The sequence below is a fragment of the Paenibacillus agaridevorans genome (assembly GCF_018604145.1).
GTDB lineage: Bacteria > Bacillota > Bacilli > Paenibacillales > Paenibacillaceae > Pristimantibacillus > Pristimantibacillus agaridevorans.
In genome coordinates this window covers 7,110,001-7,126,207 of sequence record NZ_CP075889.1, presented here as the reverse complement: position 1 = coordinate 7,126,207, position 16,207 = coordinate 7,110,001, and the positions used below count along the sequence as shown (strand labels likewise).

Annotated in this window: 12 protein-coding genes, 1 tRNA gene and 2 rRNA genes (1 of these 15 cut by a window edge); all 15 read right to left on the bottom strand. The window is 52.5% G+C overall.

Translation table 11 applies throughout. The annotated features are described in order from the left end of the window. Positions 1-75: 75 nt before the first annotated feature. Positions 76-1,134: a hypothetical protein gene (locus KJW29_RS28660; RefSeq protein ID WP_214627208.1), complete on the bottom strand. Its 1,059-nt coding sequence runs from the start codon at positions 1,132-1,134 to the stop codon at positions 76-78. A 767-nt stretch (positions 1,135-1,901) separates the two neighbouring features. Next, positions 1,902-2,054 (bottom strand): small acid-soluble spore protein P, encoded by a 153-nt coding sequence (locus KJW29_RS28655; protein WP_108991715.1) that lies wholly within the window; start codon positions 2,052-2,054, stop codon positions 1,902-1,904. A gap of 47 nt (positions 2,055-2,101) precedes the next feature. After that, entirely contained in the window at positions 2,102-2,278 is a 177-nt protein-coding gene (locus KJW29_RS28650) for a hypothetical protein (protein WP_187103197.1), read from the bottom strand. A gap of 12 nt (positions 2,279-2,290) precedes the next feature. Continuing rightward, on the bottom strand, positions 2,291-2,638 hold the full coding sequence (locus KJW29_RS28645; protein WP_087570004.1) for a hypothetical protein: 348 nt from the start codon (positions 2,636-2,638) through the stop codon (positions 2,291-2,293). A gap of 1,067 nt (positions 2,639-3,705) precedes the next feature. Next, positions 3,706-3,794: transfer RNA gene (locus KJW29_RS28640), tRNA-Ser, on the bottom strand. 189 nt (positions 3,795-3,983) lie between these two features. Next, entirely contained in the window at positions 3,984-5,264 is a 1,281-nt protein-coding gene (gene serS / locus KJW29_RS28635; protein WP_214627207.1) for a serine--tRNA ligase, read from the bottom strand. Between the two features lie 72 nt (positions 5,265-5,336). Then, entirely contained in the window at positions 5,337-5,927 is a 591-nt protein-coding gene (pdxT, locus tag KJW29_RS28630; RefSeq protein ID WP_281426390.1) for a pyridoxal 5'-phosphate synthase glutaminase subunit PdxT, read from the bottom strand. A gap of 60 nt (positions 5,928-5,987) precedes the next feature. Continuing rightward, positions 5,988-6,872, bottom strand: coding sequence for a pyridoxal 5'-phosphate synthase lyase subunit PdxS (gene pdxS, locus KJW29_RS28625; protein WP_214631357.1), 885 nt, complete (start codon positions 6,870-6,872; stop codon positions 5,988-5,990). 149 nt (positions 6,873-7,021) lie between these two features. Next, positions 7,022-8,311 (bottom strand): D-alanyl-D-alanine carboxypeptidase family protein, encoded by a 1,290-nt coding sequence (locus KJW29_RS28620; RefSeq protein ID WP_087570013.1) that lies wholly within the window; start codon positions 8,309-8,311, stop codon positions 7,022-7,024. Between the two features lie 265 nt (positions 8,312-8,576). Next, positions 8,577-10,034: an IMP dehydrogenase gene (guaB, locus tag KJW29_RS28615; protein WP_087570014.1), complete on the bottom strand. Its 1,458-nt coding sequence runs from the start codon at positions 10,032-10,034 to the stop codon at positions 8,577-8,579. Positions 10,035-10,177: 143 nt separating this feature from the next. After that, positions 10,178-11,398 (bottom strand): GNAT family N-acetyltransferase, encoded by a 1,221-nt coding sequence (locus tag KJW29_RS28610; protein WP_214627205.1) that lies wholly within the window; start codon positions 11,396-11,398, stop codon positions 10,178-10,180. A 36-nt stretch (positions 11,399-11,434) separates the two neighbouring features. Next, the gene (locus KJW29_RS28605) at positions 11,435-12,040 is read right to left on the bottom strand and encodes a hypothetical protein (protein WP_214627204.1); all 606 of its coding nucleotides are present in this window, start codon (positions 12,038-12,040) and stop codon (positions 11,435-11,437) included. A gap of 250 nt (positions 12,041-12,290) precedes the next feature. Further along, the gene (locus KJW29_RS28600; protein WP_214627203.1) at positions 12,291-13,466 is read right to left on the bottom strand and encodes an RNA-guided endonuclease InsQ/TnpB family protein; all 1,176 of its coding nucleotides are present in this window, start codon (positions 13,464-13,466) and stop codon (positions 12,291-12,293) included. Between the two features lie 848 nt (positions 13,467-14,314). After that, positions 14,315-14,431 (bottom strand): 5S ribosomal RNA (gene rrf, locus KJW29_RS28595). A gap of 88 nt (positions 14,432-14,519) precedes the next feature. Further along, positions 14,520-16,207 (bottom strand): 23S ribosomal RNA (locus tag KJW29_RS28590) (it continues 1,245 nt past the right edge of the window).

The window sequence follows — 16,207 nt, the reverse complement described above, 5'->3', positions numbered from 1 at the left end:
ACAAAAAAAGCCGTTTCACGAGGAAACGACTTTTTTCAACTCTTCACGATGAATTTCGCTTGATTGCTTCTCGTCTTACAGGCCAGCCGGAGCTCCGAATAAACCCATCAGTTGCTCAAGCGTCACCGTATCGGTCGGCAATGCCTCGAACTCCTGCTTCTTGCCGATGTCCGAATATTGACCGTTGAACGAAACGCCGAACTTCGCCTTCTGACCGCTCTCCGCATCGTTCACTTCCATGCTGATCTTGCCGCTCTGATACACCATGTAATTATCCTTGATCGCGCCTGTCATCTCCAGCGTATTCACCTTCAGATCGTTCTGGAGAAGGTTAAGCAGCTCCGTCTTGTTTGTCTCCCAATCCGCCTTGGCCTGCTCCAGGTCGGCCTTCTGCACTTGCAGTGCCTCCAGCGCGCCTTCGTTGGCTAGCAGAATATCAAGCACCTTTGGCAGCACGTCGTTCACGATCGTCTCTACCGTCTGCGGATAGTTCTCTTCTGTAATCGCGAACTTGACGACTTGATCCGCCTTCACGCCTTCCGGCAAGCCGGCATCCGCCGCTTTTACTTCGCTGAAGTAGGTCTTCTCATCGAAGCTGTCCAGCAGCGTCTTGGACAGGTCCTGAATCAGCTTCTGTTGGGCGGCAGGATCCATGTTTATTTCCGCACCTTGCTGCTCAGCCAGCTCCTTCAAGTCGATGGCCACATACTTGCCTTTGGTCTCCTCAGGCAGTGGAAGCATCGGAATCTCAGGCGGCTTCACGTACAGCATCTCTTTGGTCATAATCATCGGAATCGCGAGCTTCATCTCCATCATGCCCGGCAGCACGAATTCCATATTCATATCTATGCGCATGGGCTCTTTCGCGTAGGTGGCATCCACCTTAATCGTCGCGTCCTGGAACATGCCCGTCAGGCTGGCAACAGGCAGGCCACTGGCCTCCGCTTCGGGAATCGATGGCAGCTCCAGCTCGTCAAGCTGGATGTTCATCGACATCTTGAAGGCATCCGCCTCCGTCGTTTTGGCCATTGCTGCCTGCATGGCCGCTTTCGGCGGCGCGCTGTTCGAGCAGCCTGCCACGATCAATGTAAGAATTAGAAGTGCAGTAAATCCCATTCGTTGTACTAGCTTCATGGTTCCCCTCCGTCTATTTTTTTCACAGCACCTCCATTCTATACGAAAATTGGAAGCTTTAGAAGCAAACAGGTCTTAATTCGTTCCCAAGACACCGGGTCAATGGTCGCATGACGGAACCTGACGAGTGATTGGCAAGCTCAAATATGCGATCTGCCGCCAAACTCGCGCGATGTTTTCCTTTTCTTTTCTCCACAATTCGTTTACGTTTCACTGTCTTTGCGCAGTAGTTGCAAAACTTGTACTTTTTGGAGCCATAAGCAATACTAACGCCTATGGACGCTAATCAGAGTTAATTTCCGGTCCATCGGCGGTTTTAACGCCTACAACTGCTCGTTCGCCTACTTTTTGGGGCCATAAGCGTTAATAACGCCTATGGACGCTAATCAGAGTTACTTTCCGGTCCATCGGCGGTTTTAACGCCTACAGCTGCTCGTTCGCCTACTTTTTGGGGCCATAAGCGTTAATAACGCCTATGGACGCTAATCTGAGTTACTTTACGGTCCATCGGCGGTTTTAACGCCTACAGCTGCTCGTTCGCCTACTTTTTGGGGCCATAAGCGTTACTATCGCCTATGGACGCTAATCTGAGTTACTTTACGGCCCATCGGCGTTTTTAACGCCTACAGCTGCAGGCTCATTATTTCCTTAACGGAAAGAAAACCCGATTCGGCATTCAAGGCCGAACCGGGCTTATGCTCTTTCGAGCGTTTCTTCGAACGTTTCTTCAACCTTTTCATCGATCGTTCCGCAACCTGCCCTTAGCGTTAACCCTGCGGATTATTATGGCTAACGTGGTTGCGCTGCTTCGTCTTTTTGGAGCCCGAAAGAGGAGCCTGCAGGCTCTCGTTATGGTCTTTCCGATTCTTCTGGTTATGAGGCACGCTATCCGGGTTAGGATAGGAATCCGGCTTGGACATGGTCTGACCTCCTGCAAGGTTGGAATGCCGCTTGCTTGGAACAGGTCCTAGCTTCGCGGATGACTCAAGTCTGACGGTTGATCGAAATTCAGCGAATCTTGATGCCGTCGATCGTTTTTGTCCTGCTGCAGTTGCTGCGCATGATGGCTGTTTACCGGCTCTGCTTCGAGAGCCTCTACGACGTTAGACAAATTTTTGTCTGCCGAGCCCTTCGCTTTGGACATACCCCATCACTCCTATGCATGTGTTAATGACTGCAATGCTTGAGCGCACTCGTGAATATGCCGCTTATAATCATGGATCAATTGCTGAATCGCATCCGGTCTCTCGTCGATCGACACGTTGTCCTTCTCCACGTCGATTAGCTCGACAAGCACCTCGCGGCTATCCACATACGTCACCTTGAAATCGAATTCGTACATCGCATGCCCTGCCGAATGAATCGTTACGCGCAATGCTGTCGCGTCCGACTCGTCCCTATGCACCTCGCAGCGATCGGAAGCATTCATCGTCTCCGGAAGCGTGCGGCTCCAAGCGTCCGCCAGCTGCTGCGGATCCATGCGAAGCTGGTCTGATTTGGCCATTGTGATCTAACACCTCCACACTCGTTAAGATGCGAAGGAACATCCCCTTTTATCCACTGCCGCCATACAAAAAAACCGTCCAGCCGCAAAGGCTGAGACGGTTGGAGCAAACTCCAAGTATATACTCAGTAATCCGGCAATGTAAAACTGTCCCCCATCTCTCGAATCCAGGCGGAGAGAAGTTCCCTGGCATCCAGCCATTGCAGAAAAGCTGAATCCGGCTCTGCGGAAGGCATGCTCCAACCCAAGCGATAATGGAAATAATCGGTCCCATTATACTTACAGCTGCTCGTTCGCCTACTTTTTGGAGCCATAAGCGTTATTAACGCTTATGGACACTAATCAGAGTTACTTTTCGGTCCATCGGCGTTTTTAACGCCTTCAGCTGCTCGTTCGCCTACTTTTTGGAGCCATAAGCGTTACTAACGCCTATGGACGCTAATCAGAGTTACTTTTCGGTCCATCGGCGTTTTTAACGTCTATAGCTGCTCGTTCGCCTACTTTTTAGAGCCATAGGCGTTACTGACGCCTATGAGCGTTAATCAGAGTTACTTTTCGGTCCATCGGCGTTTTTAACGTCTATAGCTGCTCGTTCCTTTGTTCACAACTCTTGGGGTTGCATCATTTCCTATACAATCAAAAAAAAGCCCGGACAGCATGCGCGGGCTTTGCATTTTCGTGTAACTGGCGGAGAGGATGGGATTCGCTCCGTCGTACCATGACCGTATAAACGGTCATGGTAATGCGACTATCACGCCGGGGCCTACGAACATGCCTTTTGGCATCTTCGCTTAACGGCCCGTTCGAATCCCATCCACGCCAATATGAAAAAAACCGATCCCTGTCGAACAGGAATCGGTTGATTGTTTTTCATACTGGCGGAGAGGATGGGATTCGCTCCGTCGCACCATGACCGTATAAACGGTCATGGTAATGCGACTATCACGCCGGGGCCTACGAACATGCCTTTGGGCATCTTCGCTTAACGGCCCGTTCGAATCCCATCCACGCCAGTATGAAAAAAACCGATCCCTGTCGAACAGGAATCGGTTGATTGTTTTTCATACTGGCGGAGAGGATGGGATTCGAACCCATGTGGGCTTGCGCCCTAACGGTTTTCAAGACCGCCCCGTTATGACCGCTTCGGTACCTCTCCACATATAAGCGTAACAAAAGATATTGTACCACAAGACAAAATCCATAATCAACTTCTATTTTGCCCCAGTCGTACATCCACGGCATTCTCTCCACGTCCAAGTGGCGCCCACGGCGGCAAGACAGCAGCTTCATAACGCTACCCTAACCGCCGAGGCCGCCAAATAGGGGAATGGCCTCGCCTTCTTGCTTAACCGTTCGAAATAACCGCTACGCCGCCCATATAAGGACGAAGCACTTCTGGAATGGCCACCGAGCCGTCAGCCTGCTGATAATTCTCCAGCAACGCCGCTACCGTGCGTCCTACCGCCAAGCCGGAGCCGTTGAGCGTATGCACGAATTCCGGCTTGCTCTTAGGTTCTCTGCGGAACCGAATCGCCGCGCGGCGCGCCTGGAAATCCTCGAAGTTCGAGCATGAGGAAATTTCGCGGTATGTGTTGGCGCTAGGAATCCATACTTCAAGGTCGTAGGTCTTCGCCGATGTAAAGCCCATATCGCCCGAGCACAGCGTCAGCACGCGGTAAGGCAGTCCTAACAGCTGCAGCACCTTCTCGGCTTCGTTCGTGAGCTTCTCGAGCTCGTCGTAGGAATCCTCGGGTTTCACCAGCTTCACGAGCTCCACCTTGTTGAATTGATGCTGGCGGATCAGACCGCGCGTGTCGCGTCCCGCCGCGCCCGCTTCGGAGCGGAAGCATGCGCTGTAAGCCACGAAATTCTTCGGCAGATCCTGGATGTCCAGAATCTCGTCGCGGTGAATGTTCGTCACCGGCACTTCGGCCGTCGGGATCAGGTAATATTCCGTATCCTTGATCTTGAACAGGTCCTCCTCGAACTTCGGCAGCTGACCCGTTCCGATCAGGCTGTCCCTGTTTACGATATACGGAGGCAGCACTTCCTCGTAGCCGTGTTGGTCGCTGTGCAGATCCATCATAAAGCTGATCAGGGCACGCTCCAGACGGGCGCCGAGACCGCGGTAGAACGTGAACCTTGAGCCTGTTACCTTGCCCGCGCGCTCGAAGTCCAGAATGCCGAGATCGGCGGCGATATCGTAATGGGCTTTGGGCTCGAAACCGAAAGACGGCAGGTCGCCAATGCGGCGCACTTCCACGTTCTCTTCTTCCGAGGCGCCTACCGGCACGCTCTCGTGCGGGATGTTCGGAATGTTCAGCAGGATCTCCTCGACCGCGCTGTCCATCTCGCGAAGCTCCTCGTCGATTGCCTTGATCCGGTCGCCTACCTCGCGCATCTCCAGGATGAGCGCTTCCGCGTCGCCGCCCGACTTCTTCAGCTTGGCAACCTCTGCGGATACGATGTTCCGGCGATTCTTAAGCTGTTCCGTCTCCCCGATCATCTCGCGGCGCTTCACGTCCAGCTCGGTAAAGCCGGCAATGAGCTCAAGCGACGCCCCTCTATTTTTTAAAGCTTGTTCCACCTTGGCCAGGTCGGAACGCAATATTTTAACATCTAACACGTTGTGTTGCTCCCCTCATAAGGAGTAGTCTCGTTTATCTGTCGGGTCTAACTGTATAAGTCTTGTTTAGAATTAAGCCCTGGAGCCGGCTGCCGCCGCTTCCTTCACCATATCGACGAAGTAAGCGTGCAGACGGTAGTCGTCCGTCAGCTCGGGGTGGTACGAGGCCGCCAACAGCGTGCCTTGTCTTGCTGTTACGATCTCGCCGTTGTACGTCGACAGCACGTCGACCTCCGGTCCGACCGACTTGATGAGCGGGGCGCGAATGAAGACGGCGCGTACCGTCTCGTCGATTCCCTTAACGGGAAGATCCGTCTCGAAGCTCTCGCGCTGACGGCCGAACGCATTGCGCGCTACCGTCATATCCATCAGTCTGAGATGGGCTTCTTCTTGTCCTTCAATGGCATCCGCCAGCACGATGAGTCCCGCGCAAGTGCCGAACACGGGCTTGCCTTGCGCAGAGAAGGAGCGGATCGCATCCATGAAACCATACTTCCGCATCAGCTTGCCAATCGTCGTGCTTTCGCCGCCCGGAATGACGAGGCCCTGCAGCTCGTCCAACTCCTGGGCGCGCTTGACGGCCAACGCTTCCGCGCCCGCCGCCTTCAGACTGCGTATATGTTCCGCTACAGCTCCCTGCAGCGCTAGTACGCCGATTTTCATCACTTTCTTCGCCTTCCTTTAGAGAACCAGCCAAGCCTGATGGCTTGGCCGGTTACAGTATTAAATTCCGCGATCCTGCATACGGGATGCAGCATCCAGCTTGGAGATCTCAATGCCCTTCATCGGCGCGCCCAGATTCTTGGACACTTCCGCGATCAGCTTGTAGTCCTGATAGTGAGTCGTTGCCTCGACGATCGCGCGAGCGAACTTCTCAGGGCTGTCGGACTTAAAGATACCGGAGCCTACGAATACGCCGTCAGCGCCCAGCTCCATCATCAGAGCCGCGTCGGATGGCGTCGCTACGCCGCCTGCTGCGAAGTTAACGACCGGCAGCTTGCCGCTCTCGTGTACGCCGAGCAGAAGCTCGTAAGGAACGCCCAGCACTTTCGCCTCGTGGTACAGCTCGTCCTTCGACAGGGCTTGTACTTTGCGGATTTGACCGTTGATCAGACGAAGATGGCGAACAGCTTCTACGATATTGCCTGTTCCCGGCTCACCCTTCGTACGAAGCATAGCCGCTCCTTCTTGAATACGGCGAAGCGCCTCGCCGAGGTCCTTCGCTCCGCATACGAACGGAATCGTGAATTCGTTTTTGCTGATGTGGAACACTTCGTCGGCAGGAGTCAGTACTTCGCTCTCGTCGATGTAGTCTACGCCCATCGATTCCAGTACTCTTGCTTCTACGATGTGACCGATCCGCGCCTTCGCCATGACCGGAATAGAAACAACTTTCATAACCTCTTCTACGATGGTCGGGTCAGCCATACGGGCTACGCCGCCGGCCGCGCGAATATCCGAAGGTACGCGCTCAAGCGCCATGACTGCCGTAGCGCCGGCCGCTTCCGCGACCTTAGCTTGCTCGGCGTTCATGACGTCCATGATAACGCCGCCTTTTTGCATCTCTGCCATACCGCGCTTAACGCGCGAAGTGCCTGTTTCCATCAGTTTTCTTCCTCCTATTTGTCATCCTTGCCGGATGTATGATGCCGAAGCGTACTAACCATTTATTTTACAGGAATGCCGATCAATCGACAAGCTTTTATTCCTTGCCAGCGGGTCGGATTAAGCCCTATCCAGGAGACAAGCCCCGTTCATTAGAACAGATCCAGAATGCTGTTGAACAAATTCGCGAAAAACTCGCCGATTGCACGGAAGAACAGCTTAAACCAGCCCGCCTTCTCGGCCTCTTCCGCCGTAATGAGATTAACCGTATAATTCAGGTCGTTGCCCGTCAGCTTATCCTTGTACGTGTACGTCACCGTGCCGACCTTGGTCCCGGCGGCGATTGGCGCCACCAGCTCGCTCTCCGGCGTCAGCTCCGACTTCGTCATGGCAATCTCGGCCTCTACGCCCTTCTGCACCATGAACGTAATGTCCTTCTCCGTCACGACAGGGATCGACTTCTGCACGCCCTTCTTAATCTTGACCGTTTCGATCGTTTCTACCACCGACTTGGGAGGAAGCACCGTCTTCTTTTCGAAAGTGGCAAAAGCGTAGTTGTACAACTTCGCCGTCTCATAGAACCGCGTGTTCTTCGTGCTTGTATCCATAACAACGCTGATATAGCGCATATCGCCGCGCTTTACCGTGCCTGTGAAGTTATAACCCGCCGCATTGATAAAGCCGGTCTTCATGCCGTCCACGCCTTCATACGCCAGGCTCTTGAAGCTTGGCACATTGACGTTGGATCCCAGCATATAGTTAATATTGATCATCGGATCCTTATCGCGCTCACGGAACTTGTAGCTTTGCATGCTGGAGAATTCCAGAAACTCCGGATGATCGAGCAAAATAATGCGCGCGAGCTTCCCGACATCGCTGGCCGACATTACCGTCGTATCTTCGAAGCCAGTCACGCTAGTGAATACGGCGCTGTCGAGACCCAGCTTGTCCGCTGTTTCTTCCATCTTCGCTATGAAAGCTTGCAGACTGCCCGCAATTACCGTAGCTAATGCCTTCGTTGCATCATTGGCCGAACCAACGGCCATAGCCAGATATAATTCCTTTACGGTATGCTGATCGCCCGCGGCCAAATAAATTTGTGATTCGGATGGATGAGTATCGGCAGCCTCAGGACTTACCGTAACCGGTTGATCCCAGGACAGGCGACCCGAAGAGATCTCCTCGAGCACAATATACTCCGTCATGAGCTTAGTCATACTCGCAATCGGCAAAGGTTGATCCGGATTGACCTCGTATAACACCTGGCCCGACTCCGCTTCGATTAAAATAGCGGACTTAACTTGAAGTCCAAGTGAATTTTCCGTGCTTGGCCTATTGTCGAACCCGACGGCAAGCGTCGTGGACGCGCCAAGCGACAACGCCGTGATCCATACTGCAAGGCAAGCAGCGACGACAGACAACAACCGAATCGGCCTTCCCATTACTTTCACACTCGTATCCCCATTTCCCCATTGGTTTATCCGCTCATAATTGTAACATAGGAGAGCGTCATAATTAAACCTCTGTTCAAGCCCGCAGAATGAGGAATCCTTCATCTAAACCGCCATTACAAAAATAAACCAGACAACTCAGCCATAATGGCCAAGCTGCCTGGTTAGAATCCCGTTTGACGGGTGTTCGTAACAGTTGTACATACGTTGATGCGCTGACCGTCCTATAACATCGAAGAACGACGATAACCGCCCCTTACAGGGAGTAGTTAGGCGCTTCCTTCGTGATCTGAACGTCATGCGGATGGCTCTCGCGAAGACCGGAGCCTGTAATGCGAACGAACTGCGTATCGTTCTTCAGTTCTTCCAGGGAAGACGTTCCGCAGTAGCCCATGCCGGAACGAAGTCCGCCGAGCAGTTGGTGAACCGTATCGGCAAGCGGTCCTTTGTAAGGCACGCGGCCTTCGATGCCTTCCGGAACGAGCTTGTTCTCGTTCTCTTGGAAGTAACGGTCCTTGCTGCCTTCCTTCATGGCGCCCAGGGAGCCCATGCCGCGGTATACCTTGAAGCTGCGGCCCTGGAAGATCTCCGTCTCGCCCGGGCTCTCGGCCGTGCCTGCAAACAGGCTGCCGATCATGATGGCGCTGGCGCCTGCTGCGATAGCCTTCGTAATATCGCCGGAGTACTTGATGCCGCCGTCCGCGATAATCGGAACGTTGTATTCGCGAGCCACTGTCGCGCAATCATAGATCGCCGTAATTTGAGGTACGCCGATACCCGCGATGACGCGAGTCGTACAGATGGAGCCCGGCCCGATGCCAACCTTGACTACGGATGCGCCGGCTTCGATCAGGTCGCGAGTCGCTTCGCCAGTCGCCACGTTGCCCGCAATGATCGTCAGATCCGGGTATTGGGCCCGCAGCTTGCGTACCGCTTCAAGAATATTAATATGATGTCCGTGAGCCGAGTCGACTACGAGAACGTCGATGCCCGCGTTCACAAGCGCTTCTGCTCGATCCATCGTGTCCTTGGAGATACCGACGGCTGCGCCGCACAGCAATCTGCCATGCGAATCTTTTGCCGCGTTAGGGAACTGGATCGCCTTCTCGATATCCTTAATCGTAATAAGACCCTTCAGCGTGTTCTCCTCGTCCACGAGAGGAAGCTTCTCGATCTTATGCTTCTGCAGAATGCCTTCCGCCTCTTGCAGTGTTGTTCCGACTGGCGCTGTCACAAGGTTCTCGCGGGTCATCACATCGCTGATCTTGATGGAATAATCATGAACAAAGCGCAGATCCCTGTTCGTCAAAATGCCGACAAGCTTCTTGTCCGCATCGACGATCGGTACGCCGGAGATCCGGTATTTGCCCATAAGCTCCTCCGCATCGTACACATGATGATCGGGAGTCAGAGAGAACGGATTCGTGATAACGCCGCTCTCCGAGCGCTTAACGCGATCTACCTCTTCCGCTTGCTGTGCTACGGACATATTCTTATGAATAATACCGATTCCGCCTTCACGAGCGATCGCAATCGCCAAAGCAGCTTCCGTAACGGTATCCATGCCTGCGCTGATGAGCGGGATGTTAAGCTTGATTCCTGCGCTTAACCGAGCGGAGATGTTGACTTCTCTAGGCAGTACCTCTGATTTGCGCGGAACAAGCAATACGTCGTCGAACGTAAGCCCTTCTTTAGCGAATTTCGTTTCCCACACGAGTAATTTCCTCCCTTATTTTCAGTGCCTCTCAAATATATTATTGCAATATTAGCAGAGGGGGTAGGGGCTGTCAAGGCTCGTCAGGAGGCGATAAATCCCACTATTCCACTCATCTTCCGAATACGGAAAGTTCTCAATCTTCAGAAATAATCCGGAAGATACGTTGTTCGTTCGGGTATTCTGGCTTGTAAGCGATTTATTGCTATTGCATCTGCCGATCCATGTATGCGCTTGGAACCCGATAATTCCGCCCCAGTTCGGTAGCTTAACAGCAGCATCGCAAGAGCTCCGATTCCGATCCTGATCAGGCCCTTTTCCGATTGTTCCCCTACCATTCCCTCTGCTTCGCCTCTTGTCGCATCGTTCAGTGTCGCCTGTCCTGTCTCGTCGATGACAAGCTCGAAGGTTCCTTCATTCCAAGAAGCCTGCTTGTCCGTGATCTCCAGCGTCACCCGTAACGACTCTTCGCCCGGCACGAACGGATATTGTTCGACGAATCCCCTCAGGTCCACGATCCGCGCCATAAAATACGGCACAACCTCCTGCTTGATCCTCGGATTGGGCAGCAGATCGATCAATTGGTCGTCGACCGGCGCTTGCAGCGTCACTTTGTCGATCATGGAGTCATGCTGGGCAATAAAACTCCATAGCGCATCCCTCGCTTCGTCGTTTAAGCAGATCAGCTCTTTGACCTTCAGCTCCTTGTTCGCGACCGAATAGATGAGATACCCTTGAACGCTGTCGTCTCCATCGCGATAAATAACCCTCTTAGTCGGATTCTGAACGTTGATCCGGTGCTTCCACCACTTCTCGTCTCGCTTGAGCGCGCCATTGTATCGGGAAGCGTAGGACTCATACACCTCGTAAAGGAGCTCGTAGCCGTTCACGCGTTCCACCCGTCCGGGACTTACGAGACGTGGCGGCAGCTGGTTCGGCAGCAGTGTGTATGTTTTGTATTCCGTGTACGTCTCCCAGCCGAACTTCCGGTAGAAGCCGAATTCGAACGGATGCAGAAAGGAAATCGTCTGCCCCTTCTCCTTCATCGCTTCCAGCGAATGCAGCAGCAGCTTGCCGACGAAGCCCTGCCGACGATACTCCGGCCAAGTCGCGACACCTGCGAGTCCTCCCATCGCGAATGGCTTGCCTGCTATATAGGTATGCAGCTCCAGCACCGTTGCCTGCGCGGCAATGGCATCGTCAACGTAAACGGCCCAGCGGTCTGAAGGCTGGTCTTCCACTCTTTCCCTCGCTGCTTCCAGTTCTTGCTCCGAGCGTACATATTGAAACGCAAATTGCGACAGCTCCATGCTCTCATCAAAGCGATCCGAACCGAGTCGCTCAATCCGTACTTCCTGTTCCATCCCAGTCCCTCCATCTATGTAAAGTTCAACTACTCGCTAATGTAACATGCTGAAGTCCGTATCGCAATTGGGCTCTTGAGGCATGCATGGGCTTTGACCTCGTTCATTAGGGGGAAGTTTAAAATACCATGCCTTGCTCCTTACCGCAAAAGAAAATTCCTGCGATACCGACTCGTCTACCCATTTGTAGCCGACCATTACGTCAATGGGATCAAACTGGCTTTTCTCGGGATCGGCAGGCAATTCGTATCTTCTAAATATTAATTCGGCGCTTCCTCCCCGGAATGTGATGTCTATTGTATGAGGTGCTTGCGAGTTATCAATCAACCGGCCTTTACGAGTCATCAAATACTCCTCTAACGTCACCTTCGTATCATCAGGTACATCTGCGAGAATCATTACACTTTCATCCGGGCATACAAAAGGAATCCGATTGAATTCAGCTTTACTCATACGGAATGATTTCTCCGGATGCTCCGCTTGAATAGGATCGCCGGGCTCTTGAATTTGGATATGCATCATCATGATTCGAGACAAGCTACAATCCCTATTATTGAATAATTGGAACACATCAAATTGAGAAAATGAAGTCATTAACAGCGATAATACACAGATAAACATCAGACCCGTTCTTCCCATCATTGTAACTTTACTCCTTCGAATCGTTTGGAACACAGATCTAAGTATATACGTGAACCTCCCCCACATACGCTTACAGGTTGAAGTGGGGGCTTCTTACCATCAACAACTTCGATACAACGCTGTAGAAGCGGGTTTACCACTCCTACTCCATACCTTCTAGCCATGTGTATGGGTGTCATCGAAAGTGGTCTAAGTAAGCAACATGTGCCTTCGGCACATGGGGCGGAACAGCCCATCTACTACTTTTTGCTTACGCAATCCGTAGATACTTGACTTGTGCGTCCACGAAATGGACCATCTTGTCATATAGAGCTTTGCTGAGAATATTCCTCGCTCCATGAATATCCCGATGCTCCGTATATCCGCAGGCACATCGGTAAGTTCTCGAAGAAACTTTATTTCTCTTCGTGCAGACTGGACAAGTCTGACTCGTATAGGATTCGTCTATGCTATGGAGCTGGATGCCTTGCTGCTCCAGCTTGTAGGTCAAGTACTGTTTCACTTTACCGAAAGACCAATTCGACAATCGCTGTGCTTGTTTACGGTTGACACGGTTTTTCTTACGCGTATTTCGCTGGACGCCTTCTACATTTCCCATATGGACATCGGAGACCGACTGCTGGACACACCAATCTACAAATAGCTTCGTGGTCTTGTGCAAGGCATCTCTCAGTTGTTTTTCGGACTTGCTGAGGATATATCGTTTGGCTTTCTGGTACCTTCTCCACTGCCGTGAGCCCTTTTTGCATTTAGACTGCAGCTGCTGAATGTCCGCCAACTTTTTGTTGCGTAAACGATGAATAGAGCGCACCTTTCGTCCTGTGATCATTAAGCTTTCCCCATCCTCGCAGAAAGCGGATAGTGTGTGAATTTCACCCGGATCAACCCCGGCCGTCTGTTTCTTCTCGTAATGTTTGCTTTCGAACCCGTCTTCATAGGAAACAGCCAGGTATAACTCGTTGTCATAACAAAGCTCAATTTCTTTGATCTGACCATCAGGAAGCCCGGTCGTATGGATCACGATAGGCTCCTCTCTCTTGCCATGGTGATTTCCCATAGAAAGGGAGAGGGTCCCGTTTCGGGCTACCTTGAATCCATCTTTCGCCCATTTTGTGTTGTAATGTTTCTTGTTCTTATACGGATACCGTGCCGTTTTCACTCCCTGCTGAACCGCTTGATAAGCGGAATCCCGGGCAAACAGGTATTTATGGCAAACCGACTGGATCGACTGACTATGCAAGTGAAATCTGCCCTTGGTTTGCTTCTGGAGTTCTGATCGTGTGATCCATTTCTCATGTGCCGTGTAATGGTCCTTGGACAATTGCAAACATTCGTTCCACACTCGCGCCGATTCCCGGTTGCAGGCAAATAGTCGGTCCATATTCCTGTTGGATGCCTGAAAATGTACGATTTGAGCTCGTATCATTGCACCACCTCCATCGAACATATCCGTTTACTCACAACCCAATTTTACCATACATATGTTCGTATACAAAGGAGTTTGTGCGAACAAAATTCGTATAAGACAGCCCATTCATCTCGCCGCCTATGCGCTCACTATCGCGAGTAAGGTAGCTTAGAGGCGGGAGACTTCTGGCCCTAATATGTTAAATCCAGAAATAGGAAGGGTACGTTTTATGAGGACAGTATGTCGGTCTCGCCAACTTATTTGCGGAAAATGCTACGGTTGGTGCTCAGTAAGTCGGTGGCTGACTTATTTAAGAGAAATGGTTCGGTTGGAGCTCAGTAAATCGGTCTCACCGACTTATTTAAGCGAAATGCTGTGTTTGGAGCTCAGCAAGTCGCTGTCGCCGACTTATTTGGGGAAATGGTGCTTTTGGAGTTCAGTAGGTCGGTCTCGCCGACTTATTTGCGGGACATGGTGCGTCTATAGGGAAGTATGCCGGTCTCATCGACTTATTTTCGAGTAACCATAGGTTTTTGGAGGCAGTATGTCAGTGTAGCCGACTTAGGTGAAGGAGTTAGTGTGTTTAGTTGGCAGGTTGTCGGTGTGAGCGACAACCGTTGCTTGGCGATGTCCATTCCGCACCGGGGGTGAGTTGGCTTCGAAGCAATCGCATCCCCGGTCGGCGTCTGAACCTACCTCTAAGGCCGGGCCAACATCGTCGAATTGCTTCGATCAGAGGGTTCGGACACTCTCCCAGCTATAGGGAGAGAAACGTCGCCCAGGGACGGTTGGATAGGCACAGCCTCCATCCAACCGTCCCTGAACGCACAAAAAACCCACCGTAGTAATTACGGTGGGTTATTCGTGCTTGGCGACGTCCTACTCTCCCAGGACCCTGCGGTCCAAGTACCATCGGCGCTGGAGGGCTTAACGGTCGTGTTCGGTATGGGAACGCGTGGTTCCCCTCCGCCATCGCCACCAAACGTAGCGTGGATTGCACGCTGAAAACTGGATACGAAAGTTTAGCTGAATCTTTAGCTTGCTTACCGGCTGTATGACCAAATAAGCGATTAGGATAAGCCCTCGACCGATTAGTATTCGTCAGCTCCACACATTGCTGTGCTTCCACCCCGAACCTATCAACCTCGTCGTCTTCAAGGGGTCTTACATACTGGGAAATCTCATCTTGAGGGGGGCTTCACGCTTAGATGCTTTCAGCGCTTATCCCGTCCGTACTTGGCTACCCAGCGGTGCTCCTGGCGGAACAACTGGTACACCAGCGGTACGTCCATCCCGGTCCTCTCGTACTAAGGACAGCTCCTCTCAAATTTCCTACGCCCGCGACAGATAGGGACCGAACTGTCTCACGACGTTCTGAACCCAGCTCGCGTACCGCTTTAATGGGCGAACAGCCCAACCCTTGGGACCTACTTCAGCCCCAGGATGCGATGAGCCGACATCGAGGTGCCAAACCTCCCCGTCGATGTGGACTCTTGGGGGAGATAAGCCTGTTATCCCCAGGGTAGCTTTTATCCGTTGAGCGATGGCCCTTCCATTCGGTACCACCGGATCACTAAGCCCGACTTTCGTCCCTGCTCGACTTGTAGGTCTCGCAGTCAAGCTCCCTTATGCCTTTGCACTCTTCGAATGATTTCCAACCATTCTGAGGGAACCTTTGGGCGCCTCCGTTACATTTTAGGAGGCGACCGCCCCAGTCAAACTGCCCGCCTGACACGGTCCCCGTACCGGATTCACGGTACCAGGTTAGAACTCCGATACGATCAGGGTGGTATCCCAACGGCGCCTCCACCGAAGCTGGCGCTCCGGCTTCAAAGGCTCCCACCTATCCTGTACAGATCGTACCAAAGTCCAATATCAAGCTGCAGTAAAGCTCCATGGGGTCTTTCCGTCTTGTCGCGGGTAACCTGCATCTTCACAGGTATTAAAATTTCACCGGATCTCTCGTTGAGACAGCGCCCAATTCGTTACGCCATTCGTGCGGGTCAGAATTTACCTGACAAGGAATTTCGCTACCTTAGGACCGTTATAGTTACGGCCGCCGTTTACTGGGGCTTCGGTTCACAGCTTCGGGTTGCCCCTAACCGCTCCCCTTAACCTTCCAGCACCGGGCAGGCGTCAGCCCGTATACTTCGCCTTACGGCTTCGCACAGACCTGTGTTTTTGCTAAACAGTCGATTGGGCCTTTTCACTGCGGCCCCCTCGGGCTATTCACCCTACCGAGGCACCCCTTCTCCCGAAGTTACGGGGTCATTTTGCCGAGTTCCTTAACGAGAGTTCTTCCGCGCGCCTTAGCATGCTCTGCTCGCCTACCTGTGTCGGTTTGCGGTACGGGCACCATCACCTGGCTAGAGGCTTTTCTTGACAGCCGGAGTACATGACCTTCGCTACTGCAATTTTCGCTCCCCATCACAGCCCAGCCTAACGACTTGCGGATTTGCCTACAAGTCAGCCTCACTGCTTGGACGGGCTATTCCATCAGCCCGCGTCACTGCCCTTCTGTGTCACCCCATTGCTCATAACGGCTTACGGTGGTACAGGAATTTCAACCTGTTGTCCTTCCACTACGCCTTTCGGCCTCGCGTTAGGTCCCGACTTACCCTGAGTGGACGAGCCTTCCTCAGGAACCCTTAGGCTTTCGGCGGACAAGATTCTCACTTGTCTTTTCGTTACTCATACCGGCATTCTCACTTGAATACAGTCCACCAGTCCTCACGGTCCAACTTCAATCCGTATTCAAC